We start from the raw sequence: 22,930 nt of genomic DNA on the forward strand, positions 1-22,930 counted from the left end.
TGAGCGGGTCTCGTCGCTGTAGCCAATGTAGGGCGAATACAGCAGCCCGGGGCGCGCCAGTTCGGCCAGCAGCAGCGCCACCTTGGCTTCCTCGTCCAGCGCGGCATAGTCGGACTCGACCCGTGCGCAGGCGAACAGCTCGGCCAGCACCCGCTCATGCACGTCCGAACTCTGGCGCATGTCCAGCGTGGCTAAATGAAAGCCGAAGATCTCGGATGCCCGCAGCAGCGACGCCAGGCGCGGCCGCACCATGGCCGCGCCGAAATGGCTGGTCAGCGAGTCGACGATGACCTGCAGGTCCAGCGTGAATTCGATGGCGCTGGCATACGGTTCGGCATGGCCGACTTCCTTGCGCAGGATGTTGGTCGCGCCCAGCGTTCGGGCGCTGGCAGCCAGCCTGGCATAGATGTAGATCAGCGCGCGCCGGTACGGTTCGTCATTGCGATGGTCCGACAGGTCGGGCGAGGCATCGGCCAGCGCCTGCAGTTCCGGGCTGACGCCCACCAGCAGCGTGGAAATCGACAGTTCCGCGCCCAGCGCATGCACTTCCTGCAGGTAGAAGTCGAGGATGGTGGTGGACTGGCGCACCAGCGCGTGCTGCATCGTGGCCGCGTTCACGTTCGGGTTGCCGTCGCGGTCGCCGCCGATCCAGCTGCCCATCTGCACGAAGGGCGGCAGCTTGGGGCTGGCGCTCTTGTTGCGCAGCTGCGGGAACTGGGCGGCGAACTCGACTTCCATGTCCTCGTACAGCGCCGGCAGTTCGCGCAGGAAGGTGATGCGGTAATAGGAGAGCGCGTTCTCGATCTCGTCGGCCACGGTCAGCTTGGTGTAGCGCAGCATCCGGGTTTGCCACAGCGTGGCGACCTGGGCATGCAGCAGTTCGCCGTTGCGGGTGCGTTCGCGCGGCGTCAGCGGCAGGTCGCGTTCGGCCAGCAGGCGGGCGATTTCATGTTCCGCATCCAGGATGCTCTTGCGCTGCACTTCGGTTGGGTGCGCGGTCAGCACCGGCGACACCAGCGCGCCATCGAAGAATTCCCGGATCGCCGCGCCAGGCACGCCGGCATCGTCCAGCTTCGATAGCGCATACGGAATGCTGCCCGGCTGCGCGGCCGAACCGGCCAGCAGATGGGCGCGGCGGCGCCGGTTGTGATGCTGGTCCTCGGCGATGTTGGCCAGATGGGAAAAGTAGGAAAAGGCACGCACCACGGAAATGGTCTGCTCGCGCGTGAGCTTCTTGAGCATGCGGTTCAGCTCGGCTCCAGCCGCCGAATCGGCCTCGCGCCGGAAGCGCACCGCGGTCTGGCGCACGGTTTCCACCACGTCGTAGACGGCGTCGCCTTCCTGTGCACGCAGCACATCGCCCAGCAGGCGGCCCAGGAGGCGTATGTCCTCCTTCAGCGGCTCGTCCTTGGCGATGGTGGAAGATGCGGGCCGGGTGGATGTCTTTACCTGCTTTGCCATGATGGGGGTACGCGCTCCGTATAGGGGGATGGGGTCAGCGGACGAAAGTCGGCATGCTAAAATCGGCCGCCTTCCGCCCCTGAAAAGAGTCTGTCTTGAATGCCGCTGCCTTGAATCCTTTTACCGGAAAACTTGTCATTGCCTCACGCGAGAGCCGGCTGGCGATGTGGCAGGCCGAAACGGTACGCGCCCAGTTGCGCGAATTATATCCGCACAGTTCAGTTGAAATTCTGGGAATGACCACCCGCGGCGACCAGATTCTCGATCGCACGCTGTCCAAGGTCGGCGGCAAGGGCCTGTTCGTGAAGGAGCTGGAAATCGCCATGCTGGAAGGCCATGCCCACCTGGCGGTGCATTCGCTGAAGGATGTGCCGATGGAGCTGCCGCCGGAATTTGAACTGGCCGCGGTGCTGGAGCGCGAGGATGCGCGCGACGCCTTCGTCTCCAACGACTACGACAGCCTGGCCGACCTGCCGGCCGGCGCCGTGGTCGGCACCAGCAGCCTGCGCCGCCAGGCATTGGTCGCAGCCCGCTTCCCGCACCTGGTGATCCAGCCGCTGCGGGGCAATCTTGACACCCGGCTTGCCAAGCTCGACCGCGGCGACTATGCCGCCATCATCCTGGCCGCCGCCGGTTTGAAGCGCCTCGGCCTGCCGCAGCGCATCCGAAGCCTGCTGGAGCCCGAGCAAAGCCTGCCGGCGCCGGGGCAGGGCGCAATGGCAATCGAGATTCCCGCCGGCCGCGAAGACCTGCGCGCGCTGCTGGCGCCGCTGAATCATGCGGACACCTCGGCCGCGGTGCGCGCCGAACGCACCCTGTCGCGGGTATTCGGCGGCAGCTGCCAGGTGCCGCTCGCCGCCTATGCCACCGTGAGCGGCGGCCAGTTGCACATGCGTGCCATGGTCGGCACGCCCGACGGGCAGCGCATCGCCAGGGCCGAGGCCAGCGGCCCGGTCGACGCACCCGAAGCGCTGGGCGAACAGATCGCGGCGGCGCTCAACACCCAGGATGCGGCCGCCATCCTGGCGGCATGCAAGGCGGATGCCTGATCCCGTCGTCATTACCCGGCCCGCGGCGCAGGCCGCCGCGCTGGCGCAGCGGGTAGCCGCGGCGGGCCACGAGGCCGTCGTCTTTCCGCTGCTGGCGATCGATCCCTTGCCTGACCAGTCGGCCCTGCGCGCCGCCCTGGCCGATGTCTCCCCCTATGCGCTGGTGGCCTTCGTCAGTCCGAATGCGATCGACGCTGCCTGCGCCATCCGCAGCGAATGGCCGCGCGAAGTGACGCTGGCGGTGGTGGGCGAGGGCAGCCGCGCCGCGCTGGCCCGGCATGGCATCACCGACGCTAATGCCACCATCGTCAGCCCGGCAAACACCCGGCGCACCGACTCCCAGACCCTGCTGGAAACCCTGGATCTCGACCGCCTGCGCGGCGGCCGGGCGCTGATCGTGCGCGGTGAAACCGGACGTGAACTGCTGGGCGATGCACTGCGCAGCGCCGGCATGCAAGTGCAGCAGCTAGCCGCTTACCGGCGCAGCATTCCGCTACTGGATGACGACCGCCGCCGGCAGCTGCTGCGGCTGCTTGATGCGGACAGCCTCTGGATCATCACCAGCTCGGAAGCCCTGCGCGGCCTGATCGGGATGGCGACCCAAGCCGGCGGCAGGGATTGCGTTGTAAAATTGCAACAAAAGCGCCTGCTGGTTCCGCACGAGCGGATCGAGGAAACCGCGCGGGAACTGGGTTTCTCCTCTGTGGCGCTGACCGGATCAGGCGACGAAGCGCTGCTTGCCGCGTTACAATTCCGCGGATGAACGAACCGCCTTACAACCCTGACCTTCCCCAGCCGCCGCACCTTGCGGCGGGAACAGCGGACCCCATGGCGCCTTATCTACGCAATCGCAACGGACGTATCGGTTATGTGCTGCTGGCTGTGCTGGCCCTGCTGCTGGCATTGCAATGGTGGAGCAACCGCTCGGAGCTGCGCCAGCTGCGGCGCGAGATGGCGCAGCGGCTCCAGACCGGCGACACCATGGCCACCGAGAGCCGCGCGATCGCAAGAACTGTCCAGGATGACGTCAAGGAATTGCAGGCCAAGGTCTCGGTGCTCGAAAACAAGCAGGTGGAAGGGCAGAGCCAGCAACTGGCGCTGGAACAGCTGTACCAGGAACTGTCGCGCAACAGCGACGACTGGGCGCTGGCGGAAATCGAGCAGGTGCTGTCAACCGCCAGCCAGCAGCTGCAACTGGCCGGCAACGTGCAGGGGGCGCTGATCGCGCTGCAGAATGCCGATACCCGGCTGTCCCGCTCCGACAAGCCGCAATTCATCACGATACGGCGCGCCCTGGCGCGTGACATGGAAAAGCTCAAGGCGCTGCCTTCGGTCGACGTGACCGGCATCGCATTGCGGCTCGACAGCCTGATCAGCCAGGTCGACCGGCTGCCGCTGCTGTCCGATGAAAAGCCGGCGTTGCCGGCGACGCCGGCGAAGAACCATGCCGCCGCGGCGGACGGCAAGCCGGCGCCGGCGCCGGCCTGGATCGGCGCGCTGAGCGACAAATGGCAGAGTTTTTCCAGCGAGATGTGGACCGAAATCCGCCAGCTGCTGCGGGTGCGCACCGTCGACACGCCCGACGCGCTGATGCTCTCGCCCAGCCAGGCCTATTATGTGCGCGAAAACCTGAAGCTGCGCCTGCTCAGCGCCCGCCTGGCCTTGCTTTCCCGAAATGAAAACGCATTCCGAAGCGACCTGATGGCGGCGCAGGACACGATCAACCGCTATTTCGACACCCGCGCGCGCCAGACCCAGTCGGCGCAGACCCTGCTGAAGCAGGTGCAGGCGAGCGACCTCACGATCGAGATGCCGACCCTGAACGAAAGCATCGGCGCCGTGCGCAACTACAAGTCCAAGCCCTGAACCTCATGCGCATCTTTCTCTGGCTCGTCGCACTGCTGGCAACCGCGATCGGACTCGCGGTGATGGCCCGCTTCAATGCCGGCAACGTGGTGCTGTTCTATCCGCCGTACCGGGTCGATCTGTCGCTGAACTTCTTCCTGCTCTTGCTGTTGCTGCTGTTCCTGCTGAGCTATGGCGTGCTCAATGCCATCCGGACGGCGCAGAAAATGCCGGTCCGGGTGGCGCAATATCGCCGCAGCCGGCGCGAGCGGGAAGGCAACCGCGCCTTCCGCGAAGCGCTGAAGGCCTTGTTCGAGGGCCGCTTCGGCCATTCGGAAAAGGCAGCGGCCCGGGCCGAAGACCTGGAGGAAAACCGCGGTCTGGCAGCGCTGATCGGCGCGCGCGCGGCGCACCGGATGCGCCAGACGGCGCGGCGCGACGCCTGGCTGGCCAAGGCCGAAGCCGAACCGGCGCTGAAGGCCGCCCGGCTGATGACGGCCATCGAATTGCTGGTCGACGAGGACAAGCCGGAAGCCGCGCTTGACCATGTGCGCGAACTCAATTCGACCGGCACCCGCCATATCCACGCGCTGCGGCTGGCGCTGAAAGCCAACCAGCGCGCCAAGAACTGGCCGGAGGTGTTGCGCCTGACCCGCTCGCTGGACAAGAACAATGCACTGCATCCGGCGCTGTCGCAGCGCTTGCGTGAACTTGCCTATGACGACCTGCTGTCGGCCCGCAGCCACGATGCCGAGTCGGTGCGCCGGGTCTGGGCGGAAGTGCCGGCAGCGGACCGCATCAAGCCGGCGATTGCCATACGCGCCGCCGATGCCTTCAATACCCACGGCCTGCATGAGGAAGCGGCCGGCGTCGTGGAGAAGGCGCTGGCCGAGGGATGGGACGACAGGCTGGTCTGCGCCTATCGCCGCGCCGCCGCGCCGGGAGGATCGCCGGCACTGCTGGCGCAGATCGAGCGTTGCGAGCAATGGGCGCGCAGCCATCCGGGCGATGCCGAGCTCGGCCTGACGCTGGGAACGCTGTGCCTAAAGCAGAAACTGTGGGGCAAGGCGCAGCACTATCTGGAACAGGCGCTGTCGGATGCGATCGATTCGGGCACCGTACGGGAAATCCACCTGAAACTGGCGCAGCTGCATGAGGCGCTGAACCATCCCGAGCAGGCAGCCGCCCATTATCGGCAGTGCGCGCTGACCAGCCTGATCTGATGGCCGGCTTGATCCGCGTCTCGTGCGCTGAGCGGCAAAGCCGTTATAATCTGCCGACTTAAAATTCTTACCACTTCTGGAAAGCACACCATGAGTCTCAACGACGTCAATTCGGGCCGCGACGTGCCCAATGATTTCAATGTCATTATTGAAATTCCGATGAATGCCGATCCGATCAAGTATGAAGTGGACAAGGATTCCGGCGCGATTTTCGTGGACCGCTTCATGGGCACAGCCATGCACTATCCATGCAACTACGGCTATGTGCCGAAGACCATCTCCGACGATGGCGACCCGGTCGACGTGCTGGTGATCACGCCGTTCCCCCTGATCCCGGGCGTGGTGGTGCGCTGCCGTCCGCTGGGCATGCTGAAGATGAGCGACGAAGCCGGCGGCGACGCCAAGGTGCTGGCGGTGCCGGTGGATAAAGTGCTGTCGATCTACAGCCACTGGCAAAAGCCGGAAGACCTGAACGAACTGCGCCTGCAGCAGATCCAGCATTTCTTCGAGCACTACAAGGACCTGGAAAAAGGCAAGTGGGTCAAGGTCGAAGGCTGGGTTGGCCCGGAGGAAGCCAAGCAGGAAATCCTGGGCGGCATCGAGGCCTACAACAAACTGGAAGCCCAGGGCCAGGCCTGATTCTGGTCCTGATCGCCTGATGAGCGGGCGCGCCGATCCGAAAGGGGCGGCGCGCCCGTTTTTTATTGGACGGAGTTGTGCTTGGGCTTACGTCGACCAGGGAACATCGCCGCTATGACCATTCCGGTTTGCGACGATGGTGCAATGCCCTGCGGGTATTGCACCCTGCGGGGGCAGACCTTCCGAGTCTCTCGGGCTGGATTTCGTAGGGTGTAATACCCCGATGGGGCATTACACCAATGGTCGTTAAGCAAAGATTTCCAATCTTGCCATGCAAGCTGAAATCCCTTGATGGATTGCAAAAATGTCCCCGAGCCTATCGCTCGCTAGCCGCCCGCCTCCCGCCCCTTCCTGAACGGATTACGCTCGTCCAGCTCATCCATGTAGGCAGCAATCCCGCCGCTTTCCTGCTCCAGAAAACGCTCCACCGCATCGCTGAAGGCCGGATGCGCCAGCCAGTGGGCCGACCAGGTTTTCTGCGGCAGGAAACCGCGCGCCATCTTGTGTTCGCCCTGCGCGCCGCCTTCGAAAGCGGCCAGGCCGCGCTCGATGCAGAATTCCAGCGGCTGGTAGTAAGCCGTCTCGAAATGCAGGCAGTCATGCTGCTCCAGCGCGCCCCAATAGCGGCCGTACAGGGTCTGGCTGTCATGCACCACCAGCGACGAGGCGATCGGCCTGCCGTCGCGCTCGGCGATCACCAGCAGCAGGTTGTCCGGCATGGACGCGCCGATGCGCAGGAAAAAGTCCAGGTTCAGGTAGGGCGAGGAATAATGCGCCGCATAGGTGTGGTCGTAGCAGCGCTTGAAGAAGCGCCAGTCGGCTTCGCCGATTTGCGCGCCTTCCAGGCGACGGAAGGTAATGCCTGCGTCCCGCACCTTGCGCCGCTCGGCCCGGATGTTCTTGCGCTTCTTCTGTTCCAGCGTGGACAGGAACTGCTCGAAATCGTCGTATCCGTCATTGAGCCAGTGAAACTGCACGCCGTTGCGCAGCAGGAAACCGGCGCGCTCCAGCGCTTCGGCCTGCTGCGGCGGCGGATACAGCACATGGGTGGATGACACATCCGCCTGCTGCTGCAAGGCCAGCAGCGCCTTGACCAGCGCCGACCTGGCGGTTTCATCGCGCGCCAGCAGCCGGCCGCCGGTCACCGGCGTGAAGGGAATCGCCGACAGCAGCTTGGGGTAGTACTCCAGGCCGTTGCGCCGGTAGGCGTCGGCCCAGGCCCAGTCGAACACATATTCGCCATAGGAATGGCTTTTCACGTACAGCGGCATGGCTGCCGCCAGCGTGTCGTCCTGCCACAGGGTCAGGAACTGGGGTTGCCAGCCGGACTTGCGCGCGGCGCTGCCGGAGGCATGCAGCGCTTCGAGGAAGGCGTAGGACAGAAACGGGTTGGCGTCCGCCTGCAGCGACAACAGGGAAGTCCATTGCGCCTGGCCGGCCTCGGCCAGGGAAGCAATAATGCGCGTGCGATAATTCAGGGTCAGCCTCGTTCAAGCATGATTGATGGAAGAATCGCCAGGGCGCCGACCGCTGCAGTGGTGCTCCGGGTTTGCCGGAATCCCAGTTTGCCGATGGCCGGCGCGGGGCAGGGCTGTTGCTTGGCCCGGCGCGAGCAGCCCATTCTACGCAAAATCCGTCGCCGCGTTTGCGCCGCCCGGCCGACGGCGACAGCGGCGGGAATGCATGGAGCGCTTCCCGGTCCAAGCGTTTCCGGCAGAAGCACAAGAACCGAGCATGTCATCAACCGCCCACTGGGCATTCCAAGGCAGAGCACATGAATAACAAGGACTTCTTCAATCTCTATTCCCACGATTTTGCCCGCGTATCGGTCGCCATTCCTTATTGCCGCGTCGCCGATCCGGCATTCAATGCGAAGGAAACGATTGCACTGGCAACCGAAGCGGCCAATCGCGGCGCGGTACTGATCGCCTTTCCGGAGCTGGGCTTGTCGGCTTATACCTGTGACGACCTGTTCCATCAGCGCGCGTTGCTGGATGCCTGCAAAGCGGCGCTGGCAAGCATCGTCGAGGCATCCCGGACGCTGCCGGCGGCGCTGGTGGTTGGCCTGCCGCTGCAGGTGGATCATATGCTGTTCAACTGCGCCGCGGTGGTCGCCGGCGGCCGCATACAGGGTGTAGTGCCCAAGACCTACCTGCCCAACTACGGCGAATTTTACGAAGCCCGGCAGTTCAGCGAGGCCGACGCCGCCATCAGCGACCAGATCGAGCTGCTGGGCCAGAACGTGCCGTTCGGCGCGGCCCTGCTGTTCGAAGTGGCCAACATGCCGCTTCTGCGCTTCCACGTGGAGATCTGCGAAGACCTGTGGACGCCGATTCCGCCGTCGTCCTATGCCGCGCTGGCCGGCGCCACCGTGCTGGTGAATCTCTCGGCCTCCAATATCGTGGTCGGCAAGTCGCGCTATCGCCATCAGTTGGTGGGCCAGCAGTCTGCGCGCTGCCTGTCGGCCTATCTGTACTCGTCGGCCGGACGCGGCGAATCCTCGACCGACATGGGCTGGGATGGCCAGGCGCTGATCTATGAGAACGGCGAACTGCTGGCGCAATCGGAGCGGTTTTCCGACGCGTCCCACCTGATCTGCGCCGACATCGACCTGGAGCGGCTGTCGCGCGAGCGCATGCATGTGACGACCTTCGGCGACAGCGCCCGTCGCCATCGCGACCAGGTGACGGAATTCCGCACGATTTCCTTCGAAGTGAATGTTCCCGTGTCCGGGCCGCTGAAGCTGGAGCGGCATGTCGAGCGCTTCCCCTATGTGCCGTCTGACCACCGGCTGCGCGACGAGCGCTGCATGGAGGTCTACAACATCCAGGTGCAGGCGCTGGTGCAGCGGCTGTCGGCTTCCGGCATCAGGAAGGTGGTGATCGGCGTTTCGGGCGGCCTCGATTCCACCCATGCGTTGCTGGTCTGCGCCAAGGCGATGGACAGGTTGGGCCTGCCCCGCACAAACATCCTGGGCGTGACCATGCCGGGCTTCGCCACCAGCGGCCGCACCCTGGAGCAGGCCAGAAAGCTGATGGAAGTAGTCGGCTGTTCGGCCAGCGAGATCGACATCCGGCCAAGTTGCCTGCAAATGCTGAAGGATATCGGCCATCCGTACGCGGAAGGCCAGGAAGACTACGACGTCACCTTCGAGAATGTGCAGGCGGGCGAGCGCACCAGCCACCTGTTCCGCCTGGCCAATTTCCACAATGGCATCGTGCTCGGCACCGGCGACCTGAGCGAACTGGCGCTGGGCTGGTGCACCTATGGCGTGGGCGACCATATGTCGCACTACAACGTCAACGCCAGCGTGCCAAAAACGCTGATCGTCCATCTGGTGCGCTGGGTTGCGGAAACCCACCAGATTGGCGCCTCAGGTTCCGATGTGCTGATCAAGGTGCTGGAAACCGACATCAGCCCCGAACTGGTGCCCGGCAAGTCGGCCGACGTGCCAGACCAGAAGACCGAGAACGTGATCGGCCCCTACGAACTGCAGGATTTCAATCTCTACTACACCCTGCGTTTCGGCCTTACCCCGACCAAGGTGGCTTTCCTGGCGCTGTCGGCCTGGGGCGACCGGGAAGCGGGAAGCTGGCCGGAAGGCCCGCATGTGGCGCGCAATCAGTACACGCTGGCCGAGATCAGGAAAAACCTCGGAATTTTCCTGTATCGATTCTTCAAGACCAGCCAGTTCAAGCGTTCATGCATTCCGAACGGACCCAAGGTCGGCTCGGGCGGATCGCTTTCGCCACGCGGCGACTGGCGCGCGCCCAGCGACTCCGAAGCGTCGGTCTGGATGGAGGATCTGAAAAATATTCCCGAACAATAAGCGGGCCAGTTGCGCCGCCGGACTTATTTATCGGAGAAAATTGCAAGGCGTCGGCTATACTCCCGGCCGGTTATCGCAATGATGGTGTAAATGTTATCCAATGTGCCGCACCATCTTGCTTCCCGTTCCGGGACGACTGACAGACCCTGTGCAATCCAACAGAAGGAGCTTTTCGTGAAACAGATTACTGCGATTATCAAACCGTTCAAGCTCGACGAAGTGCGCGAAGCGCTGGCCGAAGTCGGCGTGAGCGGCTTGACGGTGACCGAGGTCAAGGGCTTCGGACGGCAGAAAGGCCATACCGAACTTTATCGCGGCGCCGAATACGTGGTGGACTTCCTGCCCAAGGTGAAGGTCGAGGCGGTGGTGGACGATGGCGTGGTGGATGCGGCGGTCGACGCCGTGATCAAGGCCGCCCGCACCGGCAAGATCGGCGACGGCAAGATCTTCGTGCGTGCGGTCGAGCAGGTGATCCGCATCCGCACCGGAGAAACAGGTCCGGACGCAGTCTGATGCTTACGGCGGTGCCGCCATGGCCCCGCGAGCAGCCAGCCTCTAGCGCATTTCCAACCTGACTGGCATCAGCCGGCCAAGCAAGATTGCCTTTAGAAGATTCGCCCAGGGGTTGGTAGGGTGCAATACCCGAAGGGCATTGCACCGCGGTCGCATACCGTAAAGATCATCTCAAGGACCTTCGCTGGTCCACGCATGGTGGAATGCCCCTTCGGGGTATTCCACCCTACGGCACCAGGGGCATGCCAAGGGCGCAGGACGCGAGGTGTGCCGCACCTGGGTCTGCAGCATGAGGCTAGTCTGGCCAAATTCGCTCTAGCTCTGCGCCTTCAGCAGCACCATCACCGCGCCGGCGCCGCCGTCAGCGGCGCGTGCCTGGCAGAACGCCAGCACTTCATCCTTTTGCACCAGCCAGTTCCGCACCTTTTTCTTCAGCACCGGTTCGCGGTTGACCGAACCCAGTCCCTTGCCATGAATCACCCGCACGCAGCGCAGGCCGCGGCGGGTAGCGAGCCGCAGGAATTCCGCCAGCGCCTCGCGCGCCTCGTCGGTGCGCAGGCCATGCAGGTCGAGCTGGCTTTGCGTGACCCAGTGCCCGCGCCGCAGCTTGCGCACCACTTCCTGGCCTATGCCCGTGCGGGCATAGCTGAGCCCCTCGTCGGTTTCCAGCAGCGACTCGATACTGAACTCGTCCGATAGCGACTGCGCCAGCGCCGCTTGCTCATCGGCCAGATGCTGGCGCGCCACCGGTTCGGGCAGCGGCGGGGCGTGCGGCGCCTTTTCGCTGGCGCGCAGCGGCGCCACATTGCCGATGCTGTGCCGGAACAGGTTGGCTTCGCGCTGCGCCAGCGCTTCTTCCTCGCGCCGCCTGGCCTCGGCCCGCGCGCGCGCTTCTTCCTGCTCCTTCAGCCGGTCGCGCAGCGATTGCAGCGCCGCGAAGTCCTTGATGCCCGCCATGACTGCTTCATCCGATGAATGACGATGACTATGCTTCCTGGCTTTCCAGGTAGCGCTGGGCGTCCAGCGCCGCCATGCAGCCGGTGCCGGAGCTGGTGATGGCCTGGCGGTAGACGTGGTCCTGCACGTCGCCAGCGGCAAATACGCCCGGCGCGGTGGTGGCGGTGGCCATGCCTTCCAGGCCAGTCTTGGTGACAATGTAGCCGTTCTTCATTTCCAGTTGGCCTTCGAAGATGCCGGTGTTGGGCTTGTGGCCGATTGCAATGAAGACGCCGTGCAACGGCACTTCGGTGACATTGCCGTCCTCGGTGGACTTGACGCGGATGCCGGTCACGCCGCTGTCGTCGCCCACCACTTCATCCAGCGTATGGTTCCACTTGATCTCGATCTTGCCTTCGGCGACCTTGGCCATCAGGCGGTCGATCAGGATCGCCTCGGCGCGGAACTTGTCGCGTCGATGCACGACGGTGACCTTTTTGGCGATATTGGACAGATATAGCGCTTCCTCGACAGCCGTATTGCCGCCGCCGACCACGGCCACTTCCTGGTTCTTGTAGAAAAAGCCGTCGCAGGTGGCGCAGGCCGACACGCCCTTGCCCATGAAGGCCTCTTCCGACGGCAGGCCCAGGTACTGGGCCGAGGCGCCGGTGGCGATGATCAGCGCGTCGCAGGTGTATTCGCCGGCGTCGCCGATCAGGCGGATCGGCTTCTCGCTGAGCTTGGTGGTGTGGATGTGGTCGAACACGATTTCCGTGTCAAAACGCTCGGCATGCTGCAGCAGGCGCTGCATCAGCTCCGGTCCCTGCACGCCCATCGGGTCGCCCGGCCAGTTCTCGACGTCGGTGGTGGTCATCAGCTGTCCGCCCTGCTCGATGCCGGTGATCAGCACCGGCTTGAGATTGGCGCGGGCGGCATAGACGGCGGCGCTGTAACCGGCGGGGCCGGAACCGAGGATCAGGACATGAGCGTGTTTGGGAGTGGACATGGCGATATGTGAAATGGAAAGAAACGGGAGTGGCAAGACTGGCAATGCCGACAAAGGAAAGCTGCGGCGCAGCGGTCCAGTCGTATATCATGCCGGTCGGGCCGAATTCAACCAGTGCGGATTTCGTACAGTGTTGCAGCCTGAAAATGGTTAAGATTATAGACCAAGCCATCCGGCAGTCTGGCTTGATCCCCAGAAACATTCCACGTAGCAATACCCAGCCCCCAGCCGTTTGTTGCACGCCTCCGATTTATGACAAGAACGAGCCAAACCTATACCCGCGACACCAGTCCGCAACCGCAGTTGCCCAGCCGCCTGGTGCGCCTGCTGTCGGAAGCGAAGTGGCTGGTGCTGACGGTGCTGACCACTTATCTGGTGCTGATCCTGCTGACCTATGCCAAGGCCGACCCCGGCTGGTCGCATGCCAGCATGGTGCCGCGGCTGCACAACTGGGGCGGACGCATCGGTGCCTACATTGCCGACCTGGCGCTGTTCATCTTCGGCCTGTCGGCCTGGTGGTTCTGCGCGCTGCTGTTCAAGGCGGTCTGGCTGGGTTACCGCCGGCTGGCCGACGGCGGCATAGAGGAGCCGGAAGCCATTTACCGGCAGGAAAAGATCATCCGTGCAATCGGCTTCGTGATGATGCTGGCCGGCAGCGTCGGCCTGGAGCATGTGCGCATGTACAGCCTGAAGGTGGCGCTGCCGCGGGCGCCGGGTGGCGTGCTTGGCGCCCTGATCGGCGGCAGCGCCCAGAATGCGCTCGGCTTCACCGGCGCCACGCTGCTGCTGGTGCTGCTGTTCGGCCTGGGCTTTTCGCTGTTCTTCCAGGTGTCCTGGCTGACGCTGGCCGAGCGCATCGGCGGCCTGCTGGAGAATTCGGTGACGTCGGCGCAGAAGCTGTACGCGGCCCGTGTCGACCGCAAGCTGGGACAGGTCGCGGCCGTGAAGCGCGACGTGGCGGTGGTGCAGGAGCGCGCCAAGATTGTCGAGGCGCCGCCGGTGCGCATCGAGCCGCAGATCGTCACCGTGCCCAAGGCCGAGCGGGTGGTCCACAAGGACCGGCAGGCCAGCCTGTTTGGCGTCGACAGCCGCGACACCAATCTGCCGCCGCTGTCGCTGCTGGATGACGCGCCGCCGGCGCAGGAGACGGTCAGCGTCGAAACCCTGGAATTCACCAGCCGCCTGATCGAGAAGAAGCTGTCGGACTTCGGCGTCGACGTCAAGGTGGTGGCGGCCTATCCGGGGCCGGTGATCACCCGCTATGAAATCGAGCCCGCCACCGGCGTCAAGGGCAGCCAGATCGTCAACCTGGCGCGCGACCTGGCGCGGGCGCTGTCGCTGACCTCGATCCGCGTGGTCGAAACCATCCCCGGCAAGAACTACATGGGCCTGGAGCTGCCGAATCCGAAACGGCAGATCGTGCGCCTGACCGAGATCCTCGGCTCCAAGGTCTATAACGACGGCGTCTCCAGCCTGACCGTCGCGTTGGGCAAGGATATCGCCGGCCATCCGGTCGTCGCCGACCTGGCCAAGATGCCGCACCTGCTGGTGGCCGGCACCACCGGCTCCGGCAAGTCGGTCGGCATCAACGCCACCATCCTGTCGCTGCTCTACAAGGCCGACCCGAAGCAGGTGCGTCTGATCCTGATCGACCCCAAGATGCTGGAACTGTCGATCTACGAAGGCATTCCGCATCTGCTGGCGCCGGTGGTGACCGACATGAAGCAGGCCGGCCATGCGCTGAACTGGGCGGTCAATGAAATGGAGCGGCGCTACAAGCTGATGTCCAAGCTGGGCGTGCGCAACCTGGCCGGCTACAACCAGAAGATCGCCGACGCCGAGAAAAGCGAGCAGAAGATACCGAATCCGTTCAGCCTGACGCCGGACGCGCCCGAGCCGCTGGAGAAGCTGCCCACCATCGTCATCATCATCGACGAGCTGGCCGACCTGATGATGGTGGTTGGCAAGAAGATCGAGGAACTGATCGCCCGCATCGCGCAGAAGGCGCGCGCGGCCGGCATCCACCTGATCCTGGCAACCCAGCGGCCATCGGTGGACGTGATCACCGGCCTGATCAAGGCCAACATCCCGACCCGCATCGCGTTCCAGGTCAGCAGCAAGATCGATTCGCGCACCATCCTCGACCAGATGGGCGCCGAGGCATTGCTGGGCATGGGCGACATGCTCTATATGCCGCCCGGCACCGGCCTGCCGGTGCGCGTGCACGGCGCCTTCGTGTCCGACGATGAAGTGCACCGGGTGGTCGACCACCTGAAGGAGCAGGGCGAGCCGAATTACATCGAGGGCATCCTCGAAGGCGGCTTGGCCGAGGAGGGCGGCGAAGCTGGCGCAGCAGTGGGCGAGGGCGGCGGCGAAAGCGATGCGCTGTACGACCAGGCAGTGCAGGTCGTGCTGAAGAACCGGCGCGCATCGATCTCGCTCGTGCAACGACACTTACGAATTGGTTACAATCGCGCCGCCCGCCTGCTGGAACAAATGGAACAGAGCGGCGTCGTATCCAGCATGCAATCCAACGGCAACCGCGACATCCTGGTCCCGGCCGGCAATACTGCAGAATAGGACAGCACTTGACCCTGAAAGCCCGAATCAAACCGTTGCTAGCGTTCGCGCTGGTACTGCCCGCGCTGGCGCAGGCCGCCGCGCTTGACCAGTTCAAATCCTTTGTCGGCAGCACCAAGACCGCGCGCGGCGAATTCACGCAGCGCCTGGTCAAGAACGAGGGCGGCGCCGCCAAGGTGTCCAATACGTCCACCGGCACCTTCGAGTTTTCCCGTCCGGGCAAATTCATCTGGATCTACAAGAAACCGTACGAGCAGCAGTTGCAGGCCGACGGCGAAAAACTCTTCATCTACGACAAGGACCTGAACCAGGTCACCGTGCGCAAGCTCGGCAATGCGCTCGGCTCGTCGCCGGCGGCCATCCTGTTTGGCAGCAATGACCTGGAAAAGAACTTCACGCTGAAGGATGCCGGCGAACGCGACGGCATGGAGTGGCTGCAGGCCATACCGAAAGCCAAGGACACCACCTTCGACCAGATCGGCATCGGCCTGCGGGACGGCGTGCCGGTGGCGATGGAGCTGCGCGACTCCTTCGGCCAGGTATCGCTGCTGACCTTCACCCGGTTCGAGAAGAATCCGTCGCTGCCGGATAGCCAGTTCCGCTTCACGCCGCCCAAAGGCGCGGACGTGTTCGAGCAGTGAGCCGTCCCGGCACCGCAGGCAGCGCGCCATGACCGACCTGTTCAGCACCGCGCCGCGCCAGCCGCTGGCCGAAGCGTTGCGGCCGCGCAGCCTGGATGAGGTGGTGGGCCAGCGCCACCTGCTGGGCGAGGGCAAGCCGCTGCGTCTGGCCTTCGAGTCCGGCAAGGTGCATTCGATGATCCTGTGGGGGCCCCCGGGCGTGGGCAAGACCACGCTGGCGCGGCTGATGGCCGATGCCTTCAACAGCGCGTTCATCGCCCTGTCGGCGGTGTTCTCGGGGGTCAAGGATATCCGCGCCGCGATGGAGCAGGCGCAGCAAAACCTTGACCAGCATGGCCGCCATACCATCCTGTTCGTCGACGAGATCCATCGCTTCAACAAGTCGCAGCAGGACGCGCTGCTGCCGTTCGTGGAATCGGGCCTGGTGACCTTCATCGGCGCCACGACCGAAAACCCCAGCTTCGAGGTCAACTCGGCGCTGCTGTCGCGCGCCCAGGTCTATGTGCTCAAGTCCCTGACCGACGAGGAGATGCGGCAGTTGCTGCAGCGGGCGCAGGCCAGCGGCCTGGTCGACCTGGCGTTCGAGGATGTCGCCATCGACGCCCTGGCCGGCTATGCGGACGGCGACGCCCGTCGCTTCCTCAACCTGCTGGAGCAGGCGGAAGTGGCAGCCCATACGCAGGGTGTGCGAACGATCGACGCCGCCTTCGTCGAGAATGCGATGACGCTCAACGCGCGCCGCTTCGACAAGGGCGGCGACAACTTCTACGACCAGATCTCGGCGCTGCACAAGTCGGTGCGCGGCTCGCATCCCGATGCGGCGCTGTACTGGTTCTGCCGCATGATCGACGGCGGCGCCGACCCGCGCTACCTGGCGCGCCGCATCGTGCGCATGGCGTGGGAAGACATCGGCCTGGCCGATCCGCGCGCCATGCAGGTGGTCAACGACGCCGCCGAAACCTACGAACGCCTGGGCTCGCCCGAAGGCGAGCTGGCGCTGGGCCAGGCCGTGATCTATCTGGCCATCGCGGCCAAGAGCAATGCCGGCTATAACGCCTTCAACCAGGCAATGGCCTTCGTGAAGAAGGACAAGTCGCGCGAAGTGCCGGTGCACCTGCGCAATGCGCCGACCAGGCTGATGAAGGAACTCGGCTACGGCCATGCCTACCGCTACGCGCATGACGAACCGAATGCCTATGCCGCCGGCGAGACCTATCTGCCGGAAGGCATGCCTGAGCCGGGCTGGTACCAGCCGGTGCCGCGTGGCATGGAAGCCAAGATCGCCGACAAGCTGGCCTGGCTGCGCCAGCTGGACCGGGACGCCGGCAAGGCCGGGTAGTTCGGCGCGCTCCATGCGGCGCGCTGTCTGAGACCCTTGGCCGGCATTTCGCCGCGACGCCAGCATGGTTGCCTGGACAGCCTTGTTACAATGGCGGCTTTCGAAACAGCCAGCCGTCCGTCATGATAGACATCCAACTCCTACGCAAAGATATCGCCGCCGTTGCCGAGCGCCTGGCAGCGCGCAAGTTCCAGCTTGATGTAAGCGCCTTCAACGAACTGGAATCCGAGCGCAAGCAGATCCAGACCCGCACCGAGGAATTGCAGGGCCGTCGCAACAGCCTGTCCAAGCAGATCGGCATATTGAAAGGCAAGGGCGAGGATGCATCCGCAGTCATGGCCGAAGTGTCCGGCATAGGCGACGAACTGAAGGCGTCCGCCGCCCGGCTCGATGAGGTGCAGGCGGCGATGAGCCGCTTCCTGGAAGCCGTGCCCAACCTGCCGCATCCCTCGGTGCCGCTTGGCGCCGATGAGTCGGGCAATGTCGAAGTCAGGAAAGTCGGCCAGCCTCCCGTCTTCGACTTCGAGGTCAAGGATCATGTGGACATCGGCGCGCGCCTGGGCCTGGACTTCGATACCGCGGCCAAGCTGACCGGCTCGCGTTTTGCCGTGTTGAAGGGCGGTGTCGCCCGGCTGCACCGTGCCCTGGCCCAGTTCATGCTGGACACCCATGTGGAGGAGCATGGCTATACGGAATGCTATACGCCCTATATCGTCAATGCCGAGTCCCTGCGCGGCACCGGTCAGTTGCCCAAGTTCGAAGCCGACCTGTTCGCGGCGAAAAAGGGCGGCCAGGAAGGCGAGGGCGAGGCGCTGTACCTGATACCGACCGCGGAAGTGCCGCTGACCAATATGGTCAGGAACGACATCGTCGCGCGCGACAGCCTGCCGATCCGCCTGACCGCGCATTCACCGTGCTTCCGCTCCGAGGCCGGCGCCTATGGCCGGGATACCCGCGGCCTGATCCGCCAGCATCAGTTCGACAAGGTGGAAATGGTGCAGATCGTCGAGCCGGAGCATTCCTACGATGCGCTGGAAGAAATGCTGGGCCATGCCGAGAACATCCTGAAGAAGCTGGGCTTGCCCTACCGTGTCATCACGCTCTGCACCGGCGACATGGGCTTCGGCGCCGCCAAGACGTATGACATCGAAGTGTGGGTGCCGGCGCAGGGGACTTACAGGGAAATTTCCTCGGTATCGAACTGCGAGGCATTCCAGGCGCGCCGCATGCAGGCAAGATTCAGGAATGCCCAGGGCAAGCCTGAACTTCTGCATACCCTGAACGGCTCCGGCCTGGCTGTCGGCCGCACCCTGGTTGCCTTGCTGGAAAACAACCAGCAAGCCGACGGCAGCGTGCTGATTCCGTCGGTGCTGCAACCCTATATGGGCGGACTGGAAAGACTGACGCCGGCAGCGCAAGCGGATTTGAAATAAAGCGCATTTTCCCTATTCCAATTCTGGAAACCCCTCTGCTATAATTCAGCGCCTTGCGGGACTGCGGTGCCGCAAGGAATCAGACCAGGAAAGGTGGCAGAGTGGTCGAATGCGCTGGACTCGAAATCCAGTGTACAGTTATGCTGTACCGTGGGTTCGAATCCCACCCTTTCCGCCACAAATTCAAGTAGTTGGCAGCACAAAACAAGCCCCTGAAAAGGGGCTTTTGTTTTTGTCGCGCACAAATTCTCGTGTCACGGATGTCAACGCGCAGCGTGCCCGTTCAACGCTTCAAATTACAGCGCCGGCACACTCCTACAGGCTTTGAAGTGTTTTTCTGACTGAACCTTCGGTCGATATTGTCTACTATAACTTCGTCTCCTCCTCCGTCCCCTTGGATGGATTTGGCCCGCATCAGGTGCGGGCCTTTTTCGTTGGGATTGGGTATCAAGCGTCAATTGTTCAAAGTCAGGTGCTGCTTGCTGAAACACGGGTACATTTCGAAAACCATGACTAGTCGCGATGTCTCTTTCAAGGAACGCGTGGGAAACAGGCTCCGGTACGTGTGGCGGCTGGCTATTCCCTTGTGGCAGTTTCGGGATGCGAACCGGGGCACGATCGAGCAGCGCATTGCAAATTACCGCTTCAACCGTGAAATGCGCAACATCCTTCCCTTTTTCATGCTCAAGTGGGCAGGCATGGCACTGTGCCTGATGAAGATGACCGAGTTGTTGTCCGGACTCATGCTGAGCAATACAGCACAGAGCGCGGATCACCTGTGTGCCGCGTTTCTATGCATGGGCGCGGGCATCGCCTTTGCATTCGCATGCATCGTGCTGCTCGTGCTGACCACCAGCTATCTTTACCTGAGCTGCGTCGAGCGCTGAAACTCGTGATGGCGCCGCTACCCCGATTTACTGCGGGGCCACATGAATGTGATAAAGGCCCCACGGACACAGGCCAAAACGCTGATTGAGCGGCTTTGCAGCCATGTCCGGAAAACGGTCGGCGTCATACACAGCCCACAGCGGACCCAGTCCACCCAATGCCATGGGTTGCCCATCAAGCCGGGTGGCAACGATAAAGCGGTACTTGCGCAGATCGCTTGCCTCGACTCTGACTGCGTAGCCATCGATTGCCCGCAGCAGAACGCTTGCATTGGCGGCTCCTCCGGCGGCCTTCAGCACATCCTCTACCGTCGGGCCCGAGAGTTGGTGCGCTTTTTCATCATATTCGATGACCGGGGAAATGGTCTGCCGGGGGAGTCTGTCGAGCGCTGCGAAGTCAAAGGTAAACGCCCGGTCGAAGCTCAGCTTCTGCTTGGCCATTAATTGGTCGAGCGCGGGATCAAGGGCACCGCGGTTGGCCCTGGTGATTGCGCCAGTCACGGTTAGCAGCGCAGGGCCGCCGGACTGTGTCGCGCTTGCCTTTGCGTGCGTAAATGGAGAAAGAATTGCGGCCGCTGCCGCGGCCGTCGTATGCAGGAATGCGCGTTTTTTCATGGGAGTTGGAAGAAAATCGAGGGGGCATCAATCTTCAAAATACTCGGCGCCGGCCAGCATGGCAATCTTCCCATGCAGCGTGCCCTGCAGGCGACTTTCTACCGTCGCCAAATCAGCGTTGTAGCTTTCTTCACTGCTCTCGAGCCACATCATGCGGCGGAAGACAGCGCGCGCCATATTCGCGGTAGTTGTATTCGGTGACTGAATCTGGGTTTTTGTAGAATGCTCGGACAAGGTAGTGATGAAGGGGAAAAGCGCGGCCGCCTTCAACTCTCCACTGACCATGCCGTGATTCAGGTAGACGTCATATTCCGTGTCCACCGGGACGCCTGCTTCCAGATAGGCCAGCAGTTTGCGCCTGGACGCGCCGTTGACCACATATGCGGTAGCCCCGATAAAGGGGATTTTGGCTAAATCCAACGGGATTACCGTACGCCTTTCCATTAACTGACTTCGGTTAAGGGCAAGCATCATCATGGTTTCCATTCGCAGAGGGTTAATATCGGTAAAGAGCAGATCCCATTGCGCACTGCGGTTTTCAGCCAGAACGCCTTCGATGACTTCCAGACTGGTCAGCCCGAATTGCGCATCGTCTTCCAGGACCACAAATGATCGGCCGTCGTCCGGCTGCTGTTCTATCAAGCTTTTATGACTCAGAAAACAGCCTTTTTCGCGCCAGCTGCGCTTTCCAGGGATCTTGTTTTTTTCGGCTGTCGCTTCGTCAAGAGCAACAAATCGCTTCAGTTCCCAACCTTCACGGCGGCACCTCGCAAAGTTGGCTTCCAGAGTAGACCGACGCTCGACGGCACTATCTAGGTTGATGTAATGGCATTCCATAGTGAATTCACCTTATGTGAAGTGGTGGAATAGTGGAAGCTGAGGATAGAACTTGCTCAGTTTCAATGTTACTAGTTGAGTAACGTCATGCCGAATGTTGCTAAAAATCAATGAGCAGTCGGCCATGCTTAGTGTTTGTAATCCCTTCCTTAATTGACTTTTTCTGAAAAGATAAATGGATTCAGGCCCAACTCATCAGAATCAATCCGCGGAAGCACCCGAATACACCGCTGATTGGTTTAATGCCGCCCGTCCCGTATGGGATAGGCTATTGCCACAATTGGATGCGCGGCTGGTACTGGAAATCGGCTCTTATGAAGGTGCGAGCGCGTGTTATCTCATCGATGTACTAGGCCAAAAAGCGCCATTGGAAATTCACTGTATCGATCACTGGAATGGCGGCATCGAGCATCGCGCCGCTGCCGTCGACATGGCGCGGGTGGAGCAGCGTTTCCTTCGCAATACCGCCATCTCGATCGCTAATAGCGCATTCCCGGTGGACCTGCATATCCACAAGGGCAGTTCGGAAAGCTGCCTCGGCGCCTTGCTGAGCCGGCAGCCCAAGCCGCAGTTCGATTTCATTTACGTCGATGGCTCCCACCAGGCAGCCGACGTGCTGCTTGACGCCAGCATGGCATTCCGGCTGCTCAGGGTCGGCGGCATCATGGTCCTGGACGACTATCTCTGGCATGAGACGCTGGCGGGAGACAGGGACCCGCTGACGGTGCCGAAGATGGCGATCGATGCCTTTATCAACTGCCATTTCAACCGGGTGCGCATGGTTTCGGCGCCGCTTTATCAGATTTTCCTGCAGAAGCTGGTTGAATGATCACGACCCGGAGCCTGCGGTGTTGAATGCCGAAGCAACCGGTCGCTGTGCATCGGGCTAGAATGTGCCGTGAATCGCAGCTGGTCCTGATGCTGCGGCACCGACAAGGGAGAGCAAGCAGATGGCAGGCCCGCTGGCTGGATTGAAAGTGCTTGAAATGGCCGGTCTCGGCCCTGCGCCGTTTTGCGCGATGATGCTGGCCGACATGGGCGCGGACGTGGTGCGCATCGAGCGTCCCGGCAATACCAGCGTGACCGGCACGACCGGGGCATACGATGTCCTGTCGCGCAACCGCCGCATTTTGAAGCTGAATCTGAAGGAGGGCGCCGCATTGGACAGCGTGCTGGCGCTGGTGGAGCGGGCCGACATCCTCATAGAGGGATTCCGGCCGGGCGTGATGGAATGCCTGGGTCTCGGGCCGGAGATCTGCCTCTCGCGTCGTCCCTCTCTCGTCTATGGCCGCATGACAGGATGGGGGCAGACCGGGCCGTTGTCTCATGCCGCCGGGCATGACATCAATTACATCGCCCTGAGCGGCGCGCTGCATGCGATAGGCAGGCCGGGAGAACCACCTGTAGTGCCGCTGAATTATGTCGGTGACTTTGGCGGCGGCGCCATGATGCTGGCCTTTGGCTTGCTCTGCGCGCTGCATCATGCCCGGCTCACCGGACAGGGGCAGGTAGTCGATGCCGCCATGACGGATGGCGCTGCATTGCTGTCGGCAATGATGTACGGCATGCATGCGGCCGGCGTCTGGAGCAACCGGCGCGGCGAGAACATGCTCGACGGCGGCGCCCATTTCTACGGTACTTATGCCTGTGCCGACGGGAAATACGTATCGGTTGGCGCGATAGAACCCCAGTTCTATGCGCTGTTGCTGGAAAAGGCGGGCATCGCCGATGCCGCGTTTTGCGACCAGAACGCTACACGGCACTGGCCGCAACTCAGGGAACGCCTGGCGCATATCTTTCTTACCAAGACTCGGGCCGAGTGGTGCGCGCTGCTGGAAGGCAGCGATGCCTGCTTCGCGCCAGTGCTGGACTGGGACGAGGCGCCGCTGCATCCCCATAACCAGGCACGGCAGACTTTCGTGACGGTGGACGGCGTGCTGCAGCCGGCGCCTGCGCCGCGCTTCAGCCACACACCCGCGGCAACGCCCGCGTATGCGGCAGCTGCCCCGGACGACAGTGCCGGCATCATTGACGAATGGGGAAGGACGGACCTGGGCGGAAACAAGGGCGGGAGCTGAGCGGTCCCATGCAGCATGC

20 protein-coding genes and 1 tRNA gene are annotated in these 22,930 nt (G+C 63.0%); 15 read left to right on the forward strand and 6 right to left on the reverse strand.

From position 1 onward, the window contains the following. Positions 1-1,461: phosphoenolpyruvate carboxylase (locus tag IGW04_RS11030; RefSeq protein ID WP_194713132.1), on the reverse strand; the 1,461-nt coding region annotated here is incomplete at its 3' end. 110 nt (positions 1,462-1,571) lie between these two features. On the opposite strand from IGW04_RS11030, the gene hemC reads away from it, so the two are divergent. The 5 genes from hemC to ppa all read left to right on the forward strand — a co-directional run bounded on the left by hemC (position 1,572) and on the right by ppa (position 6,217). Further along, positions 1,572-2,510 carry a hydroxymethylbilane synthase gene (hemC, locus tag IGW04_RS11035; protein ID WP_228527009.1) on the forward strand — a complete coding sequence of 313 codons (939 nt, stop codon included), beginning with the start codon at positions 1,572-1,574 and terminating at the stop codon, positions 2,508-2,510. Then, positions 2,503-3,273 (forward strand): uroporphyrinogen-III synthase, encoded by a 771-nt coding sequence (locus IGW04_RS11040; RefSeq protein ID WP_194713133.1) that lies wholly within the window; start codon positions 2,503-2,505, stop codon positions 3,271-3,273. The genes hemC and IGW04_RS11040 overlap by 8 nt, the downstream gene beginning before the upstream one ends. Beyond that, positions 3,270-4,376, forward strand: a complete 1,107-nt coding sequence (locus IGW04_RS11045) for a uroporphyrinogen-III C-methyltransferase (protein ID WP_194713134.1) — start codon at positions 3,270-3,272, stop codon at positions 4,374-4,376. The genes IGW04_RS11040 and IGW04_RS11045 overlap by 4 nt, the downstream gene beginning before the upstream one ends. A 5-nt stretch (positions 4,377-4,381) precedes the next feature. Continuing rightward, positions 4,382-5,578, forward strand: a complete 1,197-nt coding sequence (locus IGW04_RS11050) for a heme biosynthesis HemY N-terminal domain-containing protein (RefSeq protein WP_194713135.1) — start codon at positions 4,382-4,384, stop codon at positions 5,576-5,578. A 90-nt stretch (positions 5,579-5,668) separates the two neighbouring features. Then, positions 5,669-6,217 (forward strand): inorganic diphosphatase, encoded by a 549-nt coding sequence (gene ppa / locus IGW04_RS11055; protein WP_194713136.1) that lies wholly within the window; start codon positions 5,669-5,671, stop codon positions 6,215-6,217. 326 nt (positions 6,218-6,543) lie between these two features. Here ppa and IGW04_RS11060 read toward each other — a convergent pair whose 3' ends face one another. Beyond that, positions 6,544-7,695, reverse strand: a complete 1,152-nt coding sequence (locus IGW04_RS11060; protein ID WP_194713243.1) for a GNAT family N-acetyltransferase — start codon at positions 7,693-7,695, stop codon at positions 6,544-6,546. A gap of 296 nt (positions 7,696-7,991) precedes the next feature. On the opposite strand from IGW04_RS11060, the gene IGW04_RS11065 reads away from it, so the two are divergent. Both IGW04_RS11065 and IGW04_RS11070 read left to right on the forward strand, forming a co-directional pair. Beyond that, positions 7,992-10,046, forward strand: a complete 2,055-nt coding sequence (locus tag IGW04_RS11065) for an NAD(+) synthase (protein ID WP_194713137.1) — start codon at positions 7,992-7,994, stop codon at positions 10,044-10,046. Between the two features lie 174 nt (positions 10,047-10,220). Further along, positions 10,221-10,559 carry a P-II family nitrogen regulator gene (locus tag IGW04_RS11070; RefSeq protein ID WP_194713138.1) on the forward strand — a complete coding sequence of 113 codons (339 nt, stop codon included), beginning with the start codon at positions 10,221-10,223 and terminating at the stop codon, positions 10,557-10,559. A 315-nt stretch (positions 10,560-10,874) separates the two neighbouring features. On the opposite strand, the gene IGW04_RS11075 is transcribed toward IGW04_RS11070, so the two are convergent. Together IGW04_RS11075 and trxB are read right to left on the reverse strand one after the other, a co-directional pair. After that, entirely contained in the window at positions 10,875-11,516 is a 642-nt protein-coding gene (locus IGW04_RS11075; protein WP_194713139.1) for a Smr/MutS family protein, read from the reverse strand. 28 nt (positions 11,517-11,544) lie between these two features. Beyond that, entirely contained in the window at positions 11,545-12,501 is a 957-nt protein-coding gene (trxB, locus tag IGW04_RS11080; protein WP_194713140.1) for a thioredoxin-disulfide reductase, read from the reverse strand. A gap of 252 nt (positions 12,502-12,753) precedes the next feature. On the opposite strand from trxB, the gene IGW04_RS11085 reads away from it, so the two are divergent. The 6 genes from IGW04_RS11085 (at position 12,754) to IGW04_RS11110 (ending at position 19,381) form a co-directional block, all read left to right on the forward strand. Beyond that, positions 12,754-15,081: a DNA translocase FtsK gene (locus IGW04_RS11085; protein WP_194713141.1), complete on the forward strand. Its 2,328-nt coding sequence runs from the start codon at positions 12,754-12,756 to the stop codon at positions 15,079-15,081. A gap of 8 nt (positions 15,082-15,089) precedes the next feature. Continuing rightward, positions 15,090-15,722: an outer membrane lipoprotein chaperone LolA gene (lolA, locus tag IGW04_RS11090; RefSeq protein ID WP_407672098.1), complete on the forward strand. Its 633-nt coding sequence runs from the start codon at positions 15,090-15,092 to the stop codon at positions 15,720-15,722. Positions 15,723-15,750: 28 nt separating this feature from the next. Beyond that, positions 15,751-17,061, forward strand: a complete 1,311-nt coding sequence (locus IGW04_RS11095) for a replication-associated recombination protein A (RefSeq protein ID WP_194713142.1) — start codon at positions 15,751-15,753, stop codon at positions 17,059-17,061. 122 nt (positions 17,062-17,183) lie between these two features. After that, positions 17,184-18,494, forward strand: a complete 1,311-nt coding sequence (gene serS / locus IGW04_RS11100; protein ID WP_194713143.1) for a serine--tRNA ligase — start codon at positions 17,184-17,186, stop codon at positions 18,492-18,494. Positions 18,495-18,581: 87 nt separating this feature from the next. Next, a tRNA-Ser gene (locus tag IGW04_RS11105) sits at positions 18,582-18,672 on the forward strand. A gap of 331 nt (positions 18,673-19,003) precedes the next feature. Next, on the forward strand, positions 19,004-19,381 hold the full coding sequence (locus tag IGW04_RS11110; RefSeq protein WP_194713144.1) for a hypothetical protein: 378 nt from the start codon (positions 19,004-19,006) through the stop codon (positions 19,379-19,381). A gap of 27 nt (positions 19,382-19,408) precedes the next feature. On the opposite strand, the gene IGW04_RS11115 is transcribed toward IGW04_RS11110, so the two are convergent. Then, on the reverse strand, positions 19,409-19,996 hold the full coding sequence (locus tag IGW04_RS11115) for a molybdopterin-dependent oxidoreductase (RefSeq protein WP_194713145.1): 588 nt from the start codon (positions 19,994-19,996) through the stop codon (positions 19,409-19,411). 27 nt (positions 19,997-20,023) lie between these two features. Beyond that, the gene (locus IGW04_RS11120; protein WP_194713146.1) at positions 20,024-20,833 is read right to left on the reverse strand and encodes a glycosyltransferase family 25 protein; all 810 of its coding nucleotides are present in this window, start codon (positions 20,831-20,833) and stop codon (positions 20,024-20,026) included. Between the two features lie 175 nt (positions 20,834-21,008). Here IGW04_RS11120 and IGW04_RS11125 point away from each other — a divergent pair, with 175 nt between their 5' ends. After that, the gene (locus IGW04_RS11125; protein ID WP_194713147.1) at positions 21,009-21,662 is read left to right on the forward strand and encodes a class I SAM-dependent methyltransferase; all 654 of its coding nucleotides are present in this window, start codon (positions 21,009-21,011) and stop codon (positions 21,660-21,662) included. Between the two features lie 121 nt (positions 21,663-21,783). Continuing rightward, on the forward strand, positions 21,784-22,911 hold the full coding sequence (locus IGW04_RS11130; protein WP_194713148.1) for a CaiB/BaiF CoA transferase family protein: 1,128 nt from the start codon (positions 21,784-21,786) through the stop codon (positions 22,909-22,911). The last annotated feature ends 19 nt before the right edge of the window (positions 22,912-22,930 follow it).

Origin of the sequence: Noviherbaspirillum soli (assembly GCF_015352955.1) — a bacterium.
GTDB lineage: Bacteria > Pseudomonadota > Gammaproteobacteria > Burkholderiales > Burkholderiaceae_D > Noviherbaspirillum_A > Noviherbaspirillum_A soli.